This is a genomic window from Kluyvera georgiana ATCC 51603 (genome assembly GCF_001654985.1).
Lineage (GTDB): Bacteria > Pseudomonadota > Gammaproteobacteria > Enterobacterales > Enterobacteriaceae > Kluyvera > Kluyvera georgiana.
The window spans coordinates 26,934-41,871 of the sequence record NZ_LXEU01000085.1 but is presented as its reverse complement, the minus strand read 5'-3'; the positions used below and the strand labels follow the sequence as shown (position 1 = coordinate 41,871).

Genomic DNA, 14,938 nt, shown 5'->3' with positions numbered 1-14,938 from the left:
ATTATGTACAAATGTACACAGTCTTGTTAGTGTTGTCTGCACACTTTCCGACCCGACGCGAATGGATGACAACGTTAACTTCCCGTAAAGCCCTACAGCTGCGAATGTGGGCGCTCTTTATGTTCTTCTTTTTACCCGGTTTATTAATGGCCTCCTGGGCTACGCGTACGCCTGCGATCCGCGATATTTTATCGGTTTCCACCGCCGAGATGGGCATCGTGCTGTTTGGCCTGTCGATTGGTTCGATGAGCGGCATCCTTTGTTCGGCCTTTTTGGTGAAACGATTCGGGACCCGCGCGGTGATTCGTACCACCATGTCATGCGCCCTCTTTGGGATGATGATCCTCAGCCTGGCGCTGCACTTTAGCTCGGCGTGGATCTTCGCCATCGGCCTCGCCATCTTTGGCGCGAGCTTCGGTTCGGCGGAAGTGGCGATTAACGTTGAAGGCGCGGCGGTCGAGCGCGAAATGAAAAAAACCGTGCTGCCGATGATGCACGGCTTTTACAGCTTCGGCACGCTGGTTGGCGCCGGCATCGGCATGGCGGTCACCGCCTTTGGTCTTCCTGCAATGTGGCATATCCTGCTGGCGGCGCTGGTGGGCATTGCCCCCATCGCCATTGCCATTAAGGCCATTCCCAACGGCACCGGCAAAAACGCCGCGGAAGATGCGCAGCACCAGGAAAAAGGCGTGCCCTTCTGGCGTGATATGCAGCTGATGCTGATTGGCGTAGTGGTGCTGGCGATGGCGTTCGCCGAAGGCTCAGCCAACGACTGGCTACCGCTGCTGATGGTGGACGGTCATGGTTTTAGTCCCACCTCCGGCTCGCTCATTTACGCCGGCTTCACGCTGGGTATGACCGTCGGGCGCTTTACCGGCGGCTGGTTTATCGACCGCTACAGCCGCGTCAGCGTGGTGCGCGCCAGCGCGTTGATGGGGGCGCTCGGTATTGCGCTGATTATTTTTGTCGACAGCGCCTGGGTGGCCGGCGTGTCGGTTATTCTATGGGGACTGGGCGCGTCGCTTGGCTTCCCGCTCACGATTTCCGCCGCCAGCGATACCGGCCCGGATGCGCCAACTCGCGTCAGCGTTGTCGCCACCACTGGCTATCTGGCGTTTCTGGTCGGGCCGCCGCTGCTCGGCTTCCTCGGCGAACATTACGGTCTGCGTAGCGCGATGCTGGCCGTCCTGGCGCTGGTTCTGATTGCCGCTCTGGTGGCGAAAGCGGTGGCGAAACCCGAGCCCCGCGTTGTAATGGAGAGTCATTGATGAGCGTTAAACTAATCGCTGTCGACATGGATGGCACATTTTTAAACGACAAGAAAACCTATAACCGCGAACGCTTCCGCCAACAGTATGCGCGAATGAAAGAACAGCAGATTCGCTTTGTGGTCGCCAGCGGCAACCAGTACTACCAACTGGCGTCGTTCTTCCCGGAAATTGTCGATGAAATTGGCTTCGTTGCCGAGAACGGCGGCTGGGTCCGCGACGCCGGAGAGGACGTTTTCAACTGTTCAATGCCGCGCGACCATTTCCAGCAGATTGTGGCGTTCCTGCAAACGCGCCCGGAAATTGAGATTATCGCCTGCGGTAAACAGAGCGCCTACACGCTGAAGCACTATGACCCGCGCTTCCACGACATTGCGGTGCACTATTATCACCGTCTGGAGCTGGTGGAAAATTTCGATAACCTTGACGACACTATTCTCAAATTCGCCCTGAATATTCCGGACGATAAAGTGCCGCAAATGCAGACGCTGCTTGATGACCAGCTTGGCCATATGCTCACCGCCGTCACCACCGGCCACGGCAGTATCGACCTGATCATCCCCGGCGTGCATAAGGCACACGGTTTGAGCCTGCTGCAGGCGCGCTGGGGCATCCGTAACGAGGAAGTGGTGGCCTTTGGCGACAGCGGCAACGATATTGAGATGCTGAAGCAGGCTGGCTACGGTTTTGCGATGGCCAATGCGTCTGAAGCGGTGAAAGCGGTGGCGAATTATCGTGCGGCGCACAATAACGAAGAAGGCGTGCTGGAGATTATTGATAAGGTGCTCAACGGCGAAGCGCCGTTTGCCTGATTAAGATCCGGCTCGGTTATCGGGCCTACTGGTCGATTATCGATCGTAGGCCCGATAAGCTGCGTAGCGTTATTGCGGCTGTAAGCCGCTGCCGACCGTTTTATCCCGCAGGAACATCACCATCAGCCCCAGCCACAGCAAACCACCGGCCAGGTTGAACAGGCTGAATAAGCCAATTCCCCCCAACAGGTACATGTGTTTACTCAGCTCAATGCCGACGGTAAAGATCAGCATTTGCAGCATGCCCATCGCCGCGGAGACCGTACCTTTACTCATCTCGCTGGCAAACAGCGTCAAACGCACCAGCCCGGCGTTCGCCAGACCAATCCCGAAGGCGTAGAAACTTAATCCGGCGGTCATCCACAGATAGGCATGAGACGACACCACCGTCGCCGCAGCGGCCAGAATAAGGCCAAACATAATGGGATATCCCCCCGCGACGATCAGCGCGCGCACCGTGCGGCGCGAAGTCAGACGCGCCAGCACCAGGTTCCCGAGGATCAGCGCGCCGAAAATCGGCACCTGCAGCAGGCCGTATTCATAGCTGCTCGCACCTTCACCGCTAATAATAATCACCGGCGACTGCGCGATCCACGCCAGCAGCGGCAGGCTGACAAAACCCGTTGCCAGCGCGCCCGCCACGAAGCGGCCATTTTTCAGCACTTCGCGATAGTCTCGCCCCAGCTCTTTTAACGACAGCTTCTCGCCAATGCGCGTCGCCGTCTCCGGCATCTCCTTATGCAGCCCGATATAGGCCAGGGCTGCCAGCGCCGCGAAGAGCACAAACATGCTCTCCCAACGGGCGACGTGGATCCACGCGGCCCCCACCAGCGGCCCCAGTAATGGCGCAATCAGTGCGACGTTGGCCATCAAGGCGGTTATCTTGATACAGGTCGCCTCATCGTAAGACTCCTGAATTGCCGCATACCCCACCGCACCGATAAAGCACAAACTCACGCCCTGTAAAAAACGCAGAAAGGTGAACTGCTCAATGTTTTGCACCAGCAGAATCGCCAGACAGGTGACGATAAACCAGACAACGCCGGTGAGCATGACCGGGCGGCGGCCAATGCGGTCCGATAGCGGCCCCAGCAGCCATTGCAGGAACATACCGCCGGCAAGGTAGGCGGTCATCGAGGTCGGCACCCATTCATCGCCAGCGTTGAATTCCTTCACCACTGCGAGCATGCCGGGCTGGATCATATCGTTGCCGATATAGGTAGAAAACTCATAGAGCACGAGGCAAAGCGGGAACAGAATCGCCTTGCGCCCTAAGCGTTTCCGGGAAGAAGATAAAGTGTCCATATGACTCGTATGCATTCTAAAAACGCGCAAGTTTAATCAATGCGCGCTAGTGGTGATAGTCAATTATCACGCAGCTTAACAATTTCGCACAAATTGATGTTGTTAAGCGTTGTTAAGATTGGCTTAAGGTAGTTGGCACTATACTCTACGCCATGCGACAGGCCGCCTTAAATTGCGTATAGCGAATCAGACAATGCCGCTTTACCCGCCAGAAACGGCTTTTTAAGGTAGCTGTCATATAAACGTCATCTATTAAGCCGGAACGCTATGCTGGAAAACCTGAACCATTCGCTGTTTTTGCTCATCAATGCCACCCCTGCCTCGGCGGCGTGGGAGATTTCATTGGCGACATTCATCGCGCAGGATCTGATCCTGATCGTCCCTCTGCTGGCCGCCGCCATGTGGTTATGGGGTGAACGTAAGCAGGTGCATGCTCAGCGTCATCTGGTGATTAAAGTCGCGCTGGCGATTGCCGTTAGCCTTACGCTGTCGTGGACGATTGGTCAGCTATTCCCGCACGAGCGTCCGTTTGTCGAAAACGTCGGCCATACGTTCCTGCATCACGCGCCGGATAACTCCTTCCCGAGCGACCACGGCACGGTGATTTTCACCTTCGCGCTGGCGTTCCTGTTCTGGCACCGTCTGTGGTCCGGGCTGGTGCTGATGGTCGTGGGGATGGCGATTGCCTGGTCCCGCGTCTATCTCGGCGTACACTGGCCGATGGATATGCTCGGCGGTTTCCTCAGCGGCCTCGTGGGTTGCATGGTTGCGCAAATGCTGTGGCACTCCATTGGCGCATTGGTTTACCCGCGCCTTCAGCAGCTGCACCGCATTATCTTCTCTGTTCCGATTCGTAAAGGCTGGGTACGTGACTAGCACTTCGCTCGCAGGTAAAATAACGCGCTGAGCCCCGGCGACCTGCCGGGGCATGTCCACCAGAGGCACTATGGAAACACGACGCGACGAGCGAATTGGCCAACTGATTCAGGCACTGAAACGTAGCGATAAGCTGCATCTTAAAGAAGCGGCGGCGTTGCTTGGCGTTTCTGAAATGACGATTCGTCGCGATCTCAACAGCGAAAGCGGGCCGGTCGTGCTGCTGGGAGGCTACGTGGTGCTGGAACCGCGCAGCGTGCCGCACTATTTACTGAGCGACCAAAAAACCCGCCTGGTGGAAGAGAAGAAACTGGCGGCGCGCCATGCAGCAAAGCTGCTAAAGCCGCACCAGATGGCATTTTTCGACTGCGGCACGACCACACCGTGGATTATCGATGCTATTGATAACGACCTGCCTTTTACCGCGGTTTGCTACTCTCTCAACACCTTCCTTGCGCTGCAGGACAAGCCCAACTGTCGGCCTATTCTTTGCGGCGGCGAGTTCCACGCCAGTAACGCCATTTTCAAACCGCTTAGCGAAAACGATACGTTATCGCACCTGTGCCCGGATATCGCTTTTTATTCCGCAGCGGGCATCGACGTCGAGATGGGCGCAACCTGTTTTAATCTGGAAGAGCTGCCGGTGAAGCACTGGGCAATGCGCCAGTCGCGCTACCATGTGCTGGTGGCGGATCACAGCAAGTTTGGTAAGGTGCGCCCCGCCCGGATGGGCGATCTGACGCGCTTTGATGTGATTGCCAGCGACACCAGTCCGGATGAAGAACTGGTGGCACTGGCGAAACAGCAGCAAATCTCGCTGCTGTATTAATCAGGCATTACGAGAACCAGCTGCCGAACCACTCGTGGAATTTCATCAGCACGAAGTCCATCATCCGGCTAAAGAACCCGCCCTCTTCGACCGCTTCCATGACGATCAGCGGGCGCTGTTCGATGGTTTTGTCGTTGAGTTTAAAATCAATGGTCCCCACCACCTGCCCTTTGGTCAGCGGCGCGGTCAGCTGCGGCTGAGTTAAGCTGTAGCTGGCCTTCAGGTTTTTCAGCTGGCCTTTCGGAATCGTCACCGAACCGGCTTCCCCGGCCCCCAGATTCACTTCGCTCTTATCGCCAAACCACACACGTTGGCTGACAAAGGTGGCATCAGGCTTAATCGGGGTGACGGTTTCAAAGAAACGGAAGCCCCAGGTCAACAGTTTTTCCGACTCATTAAAGCGCACGCGATCGCTCTTAGTGCCCAGCACCACGGCTATCAGGCGCATGTCGCCCTGGGTTGCCGATGACACCAGGTTGTAGCCCGCGCCTGCGGTCGTACCGGTTTTCACGCCGTCAACGTTGAGGTTAGTGCTCCACAGCAGACGGTTGCGGTTCGGCTGGCGGATGTTGTTGAAGGTGAACTCTTTCTCTTTGTGTACCGCGTACTCTTCCGGCACATCGTGAATCATGGCTTTGGTCAGCAACGCCATGTCGCGAGCGGTACTGTACTGCCCTGGCGCATCCAGGCCATGAACCGTTTTGAACGTGGTGTTAGTCAGGCCGATTTTCTGGGCATAGCCGTTCATCAGGCTCACAAATGAGTCCTGGCTGCCCGCGACGTAGTCAGCGATGGCGATGCTGGCATCGTTACCCGACTGGATGATCACCCCTTTATTGAGGTTCTCGACGGAGACCTGCTCGCCCGGCTTGAGGAACATCACCGAGGAACCGCGCAGCGCCGGGTTGCCGGTGGCCCACGCATCGCGACCAATCGTGACCATATCGGTCAGCTTGATTTTGTTCGCCTTCAGCGCCTGGCCAACCACGTAGCTGGTCATGATTTTCGTCAGGCTGGCCGGGTCCAGCTTCTCATCGGCGTTGCCTTCGGTCAGCACCTTACCGCTGGCATAGTCCATCAATATAAACGCGCGCGCGTCGATAGCCGGCGCATCGGGCATCTGCTCCGCCGCCTGCACCGCCGGTGCAATCAAAAGTAAAAGCGCTGAGCCTGCCATCAGGCTCCTGAAGGCGTTAGCGTTACTCATCATAAAAACCACCCAAGTATCCATTCCCAAAAACACGCCACGACAGTGCCGTGCTGCACCAGGCCGTGAGTAATAACGTAGAAACTCTCTTAAAGAAACAGTGAGTTGGTAAAGTTTTTTAAGTTTACGCAAGATCCCCAGCTTGTGCTTAAAACCTGACATTTTTTTTGATCAAGATTGCGTAAGCGTTAACTTTGCCGCACATTGAACCTTCGCTAAAAAAACGGGAGTGGTTATGGTTACGCTGTGGGGACGAAATAATTCAACGAACGTGAAGAAAGTGCGCTGGACGTTGGCCGAACTCAACATGCCCTACGAGCAGATTATGGCGGGCCAGAGCTTTGGCGTGAACCGCGACGCGGCCTATCTGGCGCTCAATCCGAACGGTCTGGTGCCGATGTTGAAAGACGGTGATGATGTGCTGTGGGAGTCTAATACCATCGTTCGTTACCTGGCGGCGCAGTACGGTGCAGACAGCCTGTGGCAGGCCAGCCCAATCCAGCGCGCCAAAAGTGAAAAATGGATGGACTGGGCCAACGAAACCCTGTCACCGGTGCACCGCAAAATTCTCTTCGGGCTGGTGAGAACCCCAGCGGAACAGCGCAATATGGCGGAGATTGAAGCGGCCATTGAAGCCTGCGAACCGCTGCTGGACATTCTGGAGAGCACGCTGGCAAAACAGACCTGGCTCTCCGGCGAAACGTTCGGCGTCGGTGATATTGCCGTTGCGCCGTTCGTCTATAACCTGCTGGAAACCGTTAAAACCTGGCAGCCACGTCCACACCTGGCGCGCTGGTATCAGCAGTTAGCCGAGCGCCCGGCGTTCCGCGACGTCGTGATGATTCCCGTCAGCTAATTTTTTCAGGTGCGCTGGCTGCTGCCGCGCACCTGCAGTTTACCCACCAGTCGGATATGCGCGGCGGTATCGTCGCCATCGCAAAGATAGCTCACAGCCATTCTCCCCAACTCGTGATAAGCGAGCTGCACGCTGGTCAGCGCAGGCGTCAACTGATGGGCAATCCGCTGATCGTCATAGCCGCACACCAGTACGTCCCCGGGAATCGACACATTTAACGTTGCCAGCGCCTGATAGCAGCCGAGCGTCATCCAGTCGCTGGCACAGAAGATGGCCTGCGGCGGCTGCGGCAGGCGCATCAGCTCCAGCGTGGTCTTAAACGTGGCGTCCAGCGACCAGTCCGTTTGCTTGATCAACGCGTCATCCACCGTAATACCCGCATGTTCAAGCGTCTGGCGATATCCTTCCAGGCGCAGCACGCTGGCGTCCATCCACTCATCGCCCATGATGTGCGCGATGCGCGTCACCCCCTGTTCCAGCAGATGGTTGACCGTCTGGCAGGCGTTAGCCCGGTCATCCGGCAGGAAAGTCGGCAACAGCGGGCGGTTGGGATCGTACTGGTTCAGCAGCACCACCGGTTTATTGATAAGCGACTCAAAAGGCGAAAAATCAAAGGCGCGCGTCACAGAACTGGCGAGAATGACCCCCGCGCAGTTGCGCCGTTCCAGCTGACGCAGAATCTGCCCAGCCAGCTCCATATCGTCGCCGTAATCGTAAACCGTCAGCAGCGTATCGCGCTGCCATGCCGTGCTGCTGGCCTCGCTAATGGCGTCAACAAAGGGATCGTAATTCGGCATACCGCTGAGCAGCAGCGCAATCTCCTCCTGCCCGTCCTTACGGTGCGGCACGATAATTTTTTGATAGCCCAACGCCTGCGCCGCGGCGTACACCCGGTCGCGCGTGGCATCACTCAGGCGAATTGCCCGGCTATTGTTGAGCACCAGCGAAACGGTCGCCTGAGAAACACCGGCTTCCCTGGCGATATCACTCATCGTTATCTTATTTTTTTTCTGCATGATTACTCCTTGTCGCCGCCGACTATAGCACAGTTATCCTCCATCTTTTTTGTGAACACCCCAGCAGAATGAGCGCCCGATCGTTGCGTCCGGGTCAGGTGTTAATAAATATTAGCTAATAATTATTAGCAATGGAGAAACAGCAATGCATTCGCAATGGACCGAATCTCAGGCGCAGGCGTGGCTTAAACAACATGGCTGGGCCTGCGGCTTTAACTATCTACCACGCAGCGCGGTCAACTGGACGGAGATGTGGCAGGCCGATACCTTTGACGCCGCAACGATCGATCAGGAGCTGGGCTGGGCGCACGCTTACGGCTATAACGCCCTGCGCACTAACCTGCCGTTTATCGTCTGGGAAGCGGATCGCGAGGGCTTGCTGGCGCGTATCGACACCTTCCTGGAACTCGCCGCAAAGCATGACATTCAGGTGATGCTGACGCTGATGGACGACTGCGGCTTCTCTGGCGATGAGCCGTACCTCGGCCCGCAAAAAGCGCCGCGTGAAGGCGTCCACAACAGTCAGGCTGCCGCCAGCCCGGGTCGCGCCATCGTGATGGATCCACAGCAGTGGCCGCGGGTTGAAGCCTATGTGCGCGATGTGCTGATCCAATTTAAAGACGACGCACGCATCAGCATCTGGGATCTCTACAACGAACCGGGAAACCGCGGCATCAACCTGTCGCCAACGGAATCAACAGAGTATGACGAAACGCTGGAAAGCTTCGCTCTGGAGCTGATGATCGCCACCTTCGGCTGGGCGCGTGACGTGGGGCCAACCCAGCCGCTGACCGTGGGCGCCTGGCATATCGATCACGACAAGTACGGCACGCTGGAACACCCGATCGACGCCGCCGCAATGGATCTGTCGGACATCATCACCTACCACAACTACAACACCGCCGCCCGCCAGCTGAGCGTGCTGGAGAACCTGGTTCGCCGCAATCGTCCCGTACTGTGTACCGAGTGGCTGGCTCGTCATATGGACTGCGTCTTCAGCGAACAGCTACCGCTGTTCTGCGCCTTTGATGCCGGCTGCTATCAGTGGGGGTTGGTGCAGGGCCGCACCCAGACCTGGATCCCATGGACCAGCGTCAATAAAAATCACCCCAATCCGCAGTCGCTCTGGTTCCACGATGTGTTAACCCCAGAGGGCAAACCGTGGTGCGAGCAGGAAATGCAGCTGGTGAAAGGTTTAACGACCTGGCGTCGGCAGCAGCGTTAATCTTATGACACGGAGGATTCATCCATGAAAAAGTCGATATTGTTCCTGCTGGCCTGCTGCAGTTTCGGCGCGATGCCCATCGCACACAGCGCCGATCAGGTGGAACTCCGTTTTGCCTGGTGGGGCGGCAAGGCCCGCAACCAGGCGACCCTGAAAGCGCTTGAGGCCTTTGAGGCTAAATATCCCAATATCAAAGTGAAGGCGGAATACACCGGCTGGGACGGCTTCTACTCGCGTCTGACCACGCAGATCAACAGCAATACCGAGGCCGACGTTATCCAGACCAACTGGAACTGGCTGACGCTGCTGTCAAAAACCGGCGACGGTTTTTATGACCTCAATAAACTGGCGAAGCCTATTGGACTCGATCAGTTTTCTCCGGAGTCGCTGGCCAGCACCACAGTGAATGGCAAGGTCAACGCCATTCCGGTTTCCGCCAACGTGATGCTGTTTTACTACAACGCCGCCACGTGGAAAAAAGCCGGCGTTGCGTTACCCAAAACCTGGGACGAACTGCTGAAGGCCGGGCCGGTATTTAAAGAGAAGCTGGGTGATAACTACTATCCCTTGATTCTCACCGAGCAGGATTCTCTGCTGCTGCTGAACTCGTATGTCTATCAGGGCAACCAGAAACCGATGGTCGATGAGAAAGCCCGCAAGCTCGGCTGGAACCATGCCGATCTGGTCGAGGCTTTCACCTTCTATCGTAAGCTGGTTGACGCCCACGCGGTGCCGGACGCCCGTACCATGGCATCGTTTGGCAAAGGCGTGGCCTATGAGATGAAACCGTGGATCAACGGCGAATGGGGCGGCGTCTATAACTGGAACGTGTTGTACACCGCCGAGTCGCAGAATCTGGCCAATCCGGCGGATCTGGTGATGGGGCCGTATCCGATGCGCGAAGGGGCAAAAGACGCCGGCCAGTTCCATAAAACGGCGCTGATGCTGTCTATCAGCAAAAACACGCGTCACCCGGAGGAAGCGGCAACGCTGATTAACTTCCTGATGAGCGAGAAAGAAGGCGTTATCCCTGTGGCGCTGGAGCGCGGCGTGCCGCTAAGCAAGTCAGGTGAAAAAATCCTGCGCGACGCGGGACTGTTAACCGATGACGACCCGGTGATTTCCGGGCTACTGCAGTCCGCCTCGCTGCCGAATAAGTCGAAGGCGCTGCCGTATCTTGAAGATCCGCAGTTTGGCGCCTTGTTCAGCTCCGCGCTGCAAAGCATCGATTACGGTAAAGCCACGATCGACCAGGCCGCGACCAACTTTGAAGAGCAGGCTAACCGCATTTTACGTCGCATTATGCGCTAGCACGACGAGCAGGGGGACTAATGTCCCCCTGGTTTCAGGTTTCCACCACGGGAGACCCTGCGTCCAGCTTACGAATACTTTTCGTCAACGCCGCCAGGCAGCGATCGAGCGTTTCTACGTTAATCGCAATATAAGAGGGGCAATCATAGCGCCCACTCATCAGGCAAACCGCTGCAGAGGCCATTGCCTCGCCCGCCTGCCGCATCATTTCCAATTCGTTCAGTGATGTACAGCGCTTAAGCGCGACCGCGTTATCACGCAGCTCGCCGCACAGTTCAAGCAGGTTAGTACGCAGATGATCGTTTTCACCGACTGACATATACCCCTTTGCCTTCCTCAGCTGCAAATAGGCATCAAGGTCAATTCGCGCGTTGATGAGCCGCCCCACCAGCTTGCGTTTCAGTTTGCTTTCCGTCATGCATTTACCTCCCTTGCCACCCATTGGCATTCTCATTATGAGATTACTTAACGTACAAAATGCTGCGCGATATCAACAATTCATCATTTGCAACATTTTTAACAATGAGCCAACCTTAATCATCGTCGGAGCGGGAAAAGGACCTCAAGCGCCCTGCCCCACATCACAACGTCATTGACGCCACGTTAACGCGTCGCCGACTACACTGTGACTATTCAGACGACAAAAAAGGATGTTGTGCATGTTATTTCAGGAAAGAGTAAGGATGACGGTCTGTGCATTAATGCTGTTATCCGCAAGCGCCTCCCCGGTTATTGCCGCGCCGACGCAGGCCAAAGAGCATGAAACTACGGCCACGCTGGCCGCCGACCATGGGCTTAGCGAAGCCGCCCAGCAGTATCTGATGCATTACCCTTCCCGTAGTGGCGTTGACGGGCATTCGCCGCGCGTGGACTCCGCCGCGGTGTTTATTCCAAAAGGGAAAGCGCCGGAAGGCGGATGGCCCGTCGTGGTCTGGGCGCACGGCACCGTCGGCGTAGCCGGCCAATGCGCACCATCGCTCAATGAACGTACCGTCCGCGATAAACAATACCTTAATACCTGGCTTTCGCTTGGCTACGCCATTGTGGCGCCGGACTATGCCGGTCTGGGTTCGGAAGGCGTACACCACTATCTCAATGCTCGTGGCGAAGCATGGAGCATACTGGATGGCGTTCGCGCCGCGCTGCGCCAGTTTCCGCTGAAGAATGAACTGACTCTGGTCGGTCAATCACAAGGGGCTCACGCGGCATTTTCCAGCGCAGGATTCCAGCCTCAGTACGCGCCGGAACTGAACATCCGCGCCACGGTATTAACCGGCACACCGTATTTTGCGATCGGAACTACCGCTGCTGATATCCTGCCGCCGACAAAAGGGGATAATCAGAACGCCGGAGATCCTAAGATTCCGTATATCTTCTATATCTACCTCGCCGCGGCGGACGCCGATCCCTCGCTGAAGCCTGAAGATTATTTCCAGGACGGCGCGCTGCCGCTGCTGGAACAGGCGAAAAATCTCTGTATCACGCCGCTGACGCAAAAAACGATGCAGGCGGGTCTGAACGCCGGCAATACGCTCAAACCGGCTATCGAAACCTTGTTAAGCAACGGAATCAACACCATGCTGTACCCGACAATGCGCCTTCAGCACCCGGTGTTTATCGGTATTGGCAGCGCGGATATCAACGTTCCTACCGCCATGCAGATGCGCTTCGCCGATGCCGTTAAAGCCGCCGGCACACAGGCAGAAGTGCATGTTTATGAAGGGCTTGACCACAGTGGTACCGTCAATCCATCGCTGCGCGATTCCGTGCCCTTCCTTATCCGGGGCGATGTGGCGAAAAAAGAGTAATACGCTGCCGAGGTGAAGGCAGAATGCAGGCGCTTTTTCGGGCCTGCATTCGTGCTCACGAAGCGTGATTATTGGCGTATCGTTTTCCAGGTTCCAGGGTACATTCCACGCCAGGAAATATATCTATTTATTTGGCCGTGACTTTAGAATTAACATTATCAATTACATAATATCCTCCTGACATTTTATTTAGTTTTATCGATATCAAAACCTGCGTGTTATTAGAACCTTACGATTCCAATGCGATTATTTAAAAGCTAAACCACACCTTATTCACACTCTAAATAAAACAGCACGCCATTATATTTACGCACCTAAACAAGAAAGATATAAATTATAATTAAATACATTTTCTTTGTTGAAGTTGATTATAAAACCCATAGAGTCCATTCTATGGGTCTTTCACTATCGGTTGTTTAATACAGAGAAGCCCATAAATAAAAGAATTATTACACAAGTAACAGCAGTTGAACCAATCCAGTCAGATAGAAAGCTTTGAAAGGTATAGTAATCATGAACAAAATAACCGATAATTGCGACTGGAACCGCTAAGGATGCAGCGACGCCAAAAATGGTATAAGCGAGATAGACAACTATAGCCATTACACCTATACCAATATTCTTAACATTTTTTTCGTCCATCCTTCCCCCTGTTTTTTGTTGTTATCACCAGAGTATAGTATGCAAAAATTACAAGTACGATTTTCCTTTCTCTTGCATATATAATATATCAACAAGATTTATGCCCTATGATTAGCCTAACTACTGGATATATAAATTTAAAAGCGAATGAATAGGTTGATGACCGAAGCCCTGAACACGGGGGATTCTCTAAAAATAGTAACTAATCAAAAGTAACTGCACCGCAGTTTATCGTGCCGATAAGGTCTTCAAGTTTACTATGGCAACTTTCCTCAAGTACATGAACTTATGTCTTAATGATTTCAACGCCATCAACGACATTCGGTTCGGCAATGGATGACGGCTCAGTACGCCTCCCTTTTTCCTGACAATCAGATGACCATCGGATATAGCTGTAGCGTTGGGGCATGATGTATACTCCGCGTTTTCCTGAGCAATGATTCGTACATAAAATGAGCAAAATTGGTTTTGTATCTTTAGGCTGTCCGAAAAATCTGGTCGACTCCGAACGCATCCTTACCGAGCTGCGCACCGAAGGTTATGAGGTGGTACCCACTTATGAGGGCGCCGATATGGTCATCGTCAATACCTGCGGCTTTATCGACAGCGCCGTCCAGGAGTCGCTGGAGGCGATCGGTGAAGCGCTACAAGAAAACGGCAAGGTCATTGTGACCGGCTGCCTGGGTGCCAAAGAAGATCAAATTCGCGAAGTACACCCGAAGGTGCTGGAAATCACCGGCCCGCACAGCTACGAGCAGGTTCTGGAGCACGTGCACCACTACGCGCCAAAACCACAGCACAACCCGTTCCTGAGCCTGGTGCCGGAACAGGGCGTTAAGCTGACGCCGCGCCATTACGCCTATCTGAAAATATCCGAAGGCTGTAACCACCGCTGCGCGTTCTGCATCATTCCGTCGATGCGTGGCGATCTGGTGAGCCGTCCGATTGGCGAAGTGCTGGCTGAAGCAAAACGTCTGGTCGACGCTGGCGTGAAAGAGCTGCTGGTGATCTCTCAGGACACCTCAGCCTACGGGGTGGACGTGAAGCACCGTACCGGTTTCCACAACGGCGAGCCGGTGAAAACCAGTATGGAAAGCCTGTGTGAACAGCTGGCAAAACTCGGCGTGTGGGTGCGCCTGCACTATGTGTATCCGTATCCGCACGTTGACAACGTGATCCCACTGATGGCGGAAGGTAAAATTCTGCCGTATCTCGATATCCCGCTACAGCATGCCAGCCCGCGCATTCTGAAGCTGATGAAGCGCCCAGGTTCGGTAGACCGTCAGCTTGCACGGATTAAACAATGGCGTGAAATCTGCCCGGACCTGACTCTGCGCTCAACCTTTATCGTCGGTTTCCCGGGTGAAACGGAAGAAGATTTCCAGATGCTGCTCGACTTCCTGAAAGAAGCCCGCCTCGACCGCGTCGGCTGTTTCCAGTACAGCCCGGTTGATGGTGCCTCCGCGAACGATCTGCCGGACCAGGTGCCGGACGACGTGAAGGAAGACCGCTGGAACCGCTTCATGCAGTTGCAACAGCAAATCTCCGCTGAACGTCTGCAGGAAAAAGTAGGCCGTGAAATTCTGGTGATGATCGATGAAGTGGACGAAGAAGGTGCCATTGGCCGCAGCATGGCCGATGCCCCGGAAATCGACGGCGCGGTTTATCTGAACGGTGAAACGAAGGTGAAACCGGGCGACGTGGTGCGTGTGAAGGTAGAAAACGCCGACGAATATGACCTGTGGGGTAGCCGGGTTTAATCTCGCATGCCTTTCCCTTGACG

At 55.2% G+C, this 14,938-nt stretch carries 14 protein-coding genes; 9 read left to right on the top strand and 5 right to left on the bottom strand.

From position 1 onward, the window contains the following. Positions 1 to 65 precede the first annotated feature (65 nt). Together M989_RS21040 and M989_RS21035 are read left to right on the top strand one after the other, a co-directional pair. Entirely contained in the window at positions 66 to 1,268 is a 1,203-nt protein-coding gene (locus M989_RS21040; RefSeq protein ID WP_064548557.1) for an MFS transporter, read from the top strand. Further along, positions 1,268 to 2,080 carry a Cof-type HAD-IIB family hydrolase gene (locus M989_RS21035; protein WP_064548556.1) on the top strand — a complete coding sequence of 271 codons (813 nt, stop codon included), beginning with the start codon at positions 1,268 to 1,270 and terminating at the stop codon, positions 2,078 to 2,080. Before M989_RS21040 ends, M989_RS21035 begins: the two co-directional genes overlap by 1 nt. 69 nt (positions 2,081 to 2,149) lie before the next feature. On the opposite strand, the gene M989_RS21030 is transcribed toward M989_RS21035, so the two are convergent. After that, positions 2,150 to 3,385, bottom strand: coding sequence for an MFS transporter (locus tag M989_RS21030; protein WP_064548554.1), 1,236 nt, complete (start codon positions 3,383 to 3,385; stop codon positions 2,150 to 2,152). A gap of 267 nt (positions 3,386 to 3,652) precedes the next feature. On the opposite strand from M989_RS21030, the gene ybjG reads away from it, so the two are divergent. Continuing rightward, positions 3,653 to 4,261 carry an undecaprenyl-diphosphate phosphatase gene (ybjG, locus tag M989_RS21025; RefSeq protein WP_064548552.1) on the top strand — a complete coding sequence of 203 codons (609 nt, stop codon included), beginning with the start codon at positions 3,653 to 3,655 and terminating at the stop codon, positions 4,259 to 4,261. A gap of 70 nt (positions 4,262 to 4,331) precedes the next feature. Continuing rightward, positions 4,332 to 5,090: a DNA-binding transcriptional repressor DeoR gene (gene deoR, locus M989_RS21020; protein ID WP_064548550.1), complete on the top strand. Its 759-nt coding sequence runs from the start codon at positions 4,332 to 4,334 to the stop codon at positions 5,088 to 5,090. Positions 5,091 to 5,097: 7 nt separating this feature from the next. Here the strand turns inward: deoR and dacC are convergent, their stop codons facing one another. Continuing rightward, positions 5,098 to 6,300, bottom strand: a complete 1,203-nt coding sequence (gene dacC, locus M989_RS21015) for a serine-type D-Ala-D-Ala carboxypeptidase (RefSeq protein ID WP_064548727.1) — start codon at positions 6,298 to 6,300, stop codon at positions 5,098 to 5,100. 232 nt (positions 6,301 to 6,532) lie between these two features. Here dacC and M989_RS21010 point away from each other — a divergent pair, with 232 nt between their 5' ends. Then, a complete protein-coding gene (locus M989_RS21010) occupies positions 6,533 to 7,153 on the top strand; it encodes a glutathione S-transferase family protein (protein WP_064548548.1) in 621 nt (206 codons plus the stop codon). A gap of 5 nt (positions 7,154 to 7,158) precedes the next feature. Here M989_RS21010 and M989_RS21005 read toward each other — a convergent pair whose 3' ends face one another. Further along, a complete protein-coding gene (locus M989_RS21005) occupies positions 7,159 to 8,169 on the bottom strand; it encodes a LacI family DNA-binding transcriptional regulator (protein ID WP_064548546.1) in 1,011 nt (336 codons plus the stop codon). A 145-nt stretch (positions 8,170 to 8,314) separates the two neighbouring features. Here M989_RS21005 and M989_RS21000 point away from each other — a divergent pair, with 145 nt between their 5' ends. Together M989_RS21000 and M989_RS20995 are read left to right on the top strand one after the other, a co-directional pair. Then, a complete protein-coding gene (locus tag M989_RS21000) occupies positions 8,315 to 9,394 on the top strand; it encodes a cellulase family glycosylhydrolase (RefSeq protein ID WP_064548544.1) in 1,080 nt (359 codons plus the stop codon). Between the two features lie 24 nt (positions 9,395 to 9,418). After that, entirely contained in the window at positions 9,419 to 10,705 is a 1,287-nt protein-coding gene (locus M989_RS20995) for an ABC transporter substrate-binding protein (protein WP_064548542.1), read from the top strand. Between the two features lie 34 nt (positions 10,706 to 10,739). On the opposite strand, the gene M989_RS20990 is transcribed toward M989_RS20995, so the two are convergent. Beyond that, positions 10,740 to 11,123, bottom strand: a complete 384-nt coding sequence (locus M989_RS20990) for a biofilm formation regulator BssR (RefSeq protein WP_064548540.1) — start codon at positions 11,121 to 11,123, stop codon at positions 10,740 to 10,742. Between the two features lie 265 nt (positions 11,124 to 11,388). Between M989_RS20990 and M989_RS20985 the strand changes: the two genes are divergently transcribed. Then, positions 11,389 to 12,513, top strand: coding sequence for a lipase family protein (locus M989_RS20985; protein ID WP_245191278.1), 1,125 nt, complete (start codon positions 11,389 to 11,391; stop codon positions 12,511 to 12,513). Between the two features lie 405 nt (positions 12,514 to 12,918). On the opposite strand, the gene M989_RS20980 is transcribed toward M989_RS20985, so the two are convergent. Beyond that, positions 12,919 to 13,155: a hypothetical protein gene (locus M989_RS20980; RefSeq protein ID WP_064548536.1), complete on the bottom strand. Its 237-nt coding sequence runs from the start codon at positions 13,153 to 13,155 to the stop codon at positions 12,919 to 12,921. A gap of 452 nt (positions 13,156 to 13,607) precedes the next feature. Here M989_RS20980 and rimO point away from each other — a divergent pair, with 452 nt between their 5' ends. Next, positions 13,608 to 14,915, top strand: coding sequence for a 30S ribosomal protein S12 methylthiotransferase RimO (gene rimO / locus M989_RS20975; protein ID WP_064548534.1), 1,308 nt, complete (start codon positions 13,608 to 13,610; stop codon positions 14,913 to 14,915). Positions 14,916 to 14,938 lie beyond the last annotated feature (23 nt).

Bases quoted from the DNA above. Each gene is read 5' to 3' on its own strand.
- M989_RS20990 (WP_064548540.1), bottom strand. From the start codon at position 11,123: ATGACGGAAAGCAAACTGAAACGCAAGCTGGTGGGGCGGCTCATCAAC.
- M989_RS21040 (WP_064548557.1), top strand. From the start codon at position 66: ATGACAACGTTAACTTCCCGTAAAGCCCTACAGCTGCGAATGTGGGCG.
- M989_RS21010 (WP_064548548.1), top strand. From the start codon at position 6,533: ATGGTTACGCTGTGGGGACGAAATAATTCAACGAACGTGAAGAAAGTG.
- M989_RS20985 (WP_245191278.1), top strand. From the start codon at position 11,389: ATGACGGTCTGTGCATTAATGCTGTTATCCGCAAGCGCCTCCCCGGTT.
- dacC (WP_064548727.1), bottom strand. From the start codon at position 6,300: ATGATGAGTAACGCTAACGCCTTCAGGAGCCTGATGGCAGGCTCAGCG.
- M989_RS21000 (WP_064548544.1), top strand. From the start codon at position 8,315: ATGCATTCGCAATGGACCGAATCTCAGGCGCAGGCGTGGCTTAAACAA.
- M989_RS21030 (WP_064548554.1), bottom strand. From the start codon at position 3,385: ATGGACACTTTATCTTCTTCCCGGAAACGCTTAGGGCGCAAGGCGATT.
- rimO (WP_064548534.1), top strand. From the start codon at position 13,608: ATGAGCAAAATTGGTTTTGTATCTTTAGGCTGTCCGAAAAATCTGGTC.
- deoR (WP_064548550.1), top strand. From the start codon at position 4,332: ATGGAAACACGACGCGACGAGCGAATTGGCCAACTGATTCAGGCACTG.
- ybjG (WP_064548552.1), top strand. From the start codon at position 3,653: ATGCTGGAAAACCTGAACCATTCGCTGTTTTTGCTCATCAATGCCACC.
- M989_RS20980 (WP_064548536.1), bottom strand. From the start codon at position 13,155: ATGGACGAAAAAAATGTTAAGAATATTGGTATAGGTGTAATGGCTATA.
- M989_RS21005 (WP_064548546.1), bottom strand. From the start codon at position 8,169: ATGCAGAAAAAAAATAAGATAACGATGAGTGATATCGCCAGGGAAGCC.
- M989_RS21035 (WP_064548556.1), top strand. From the start codon at position 1,268: ATGAGCGTTAAACTAATCGCTGTCGACATGGATGGCACATTTTTAAAC.
- M989_RS20995 (WP_064548542.1), top strand. From the start codon at position 9,419: ATGAAAAAGTCGATATTGTTCCTGCTGGCCTGCTGCAGTTTCGGCGCG.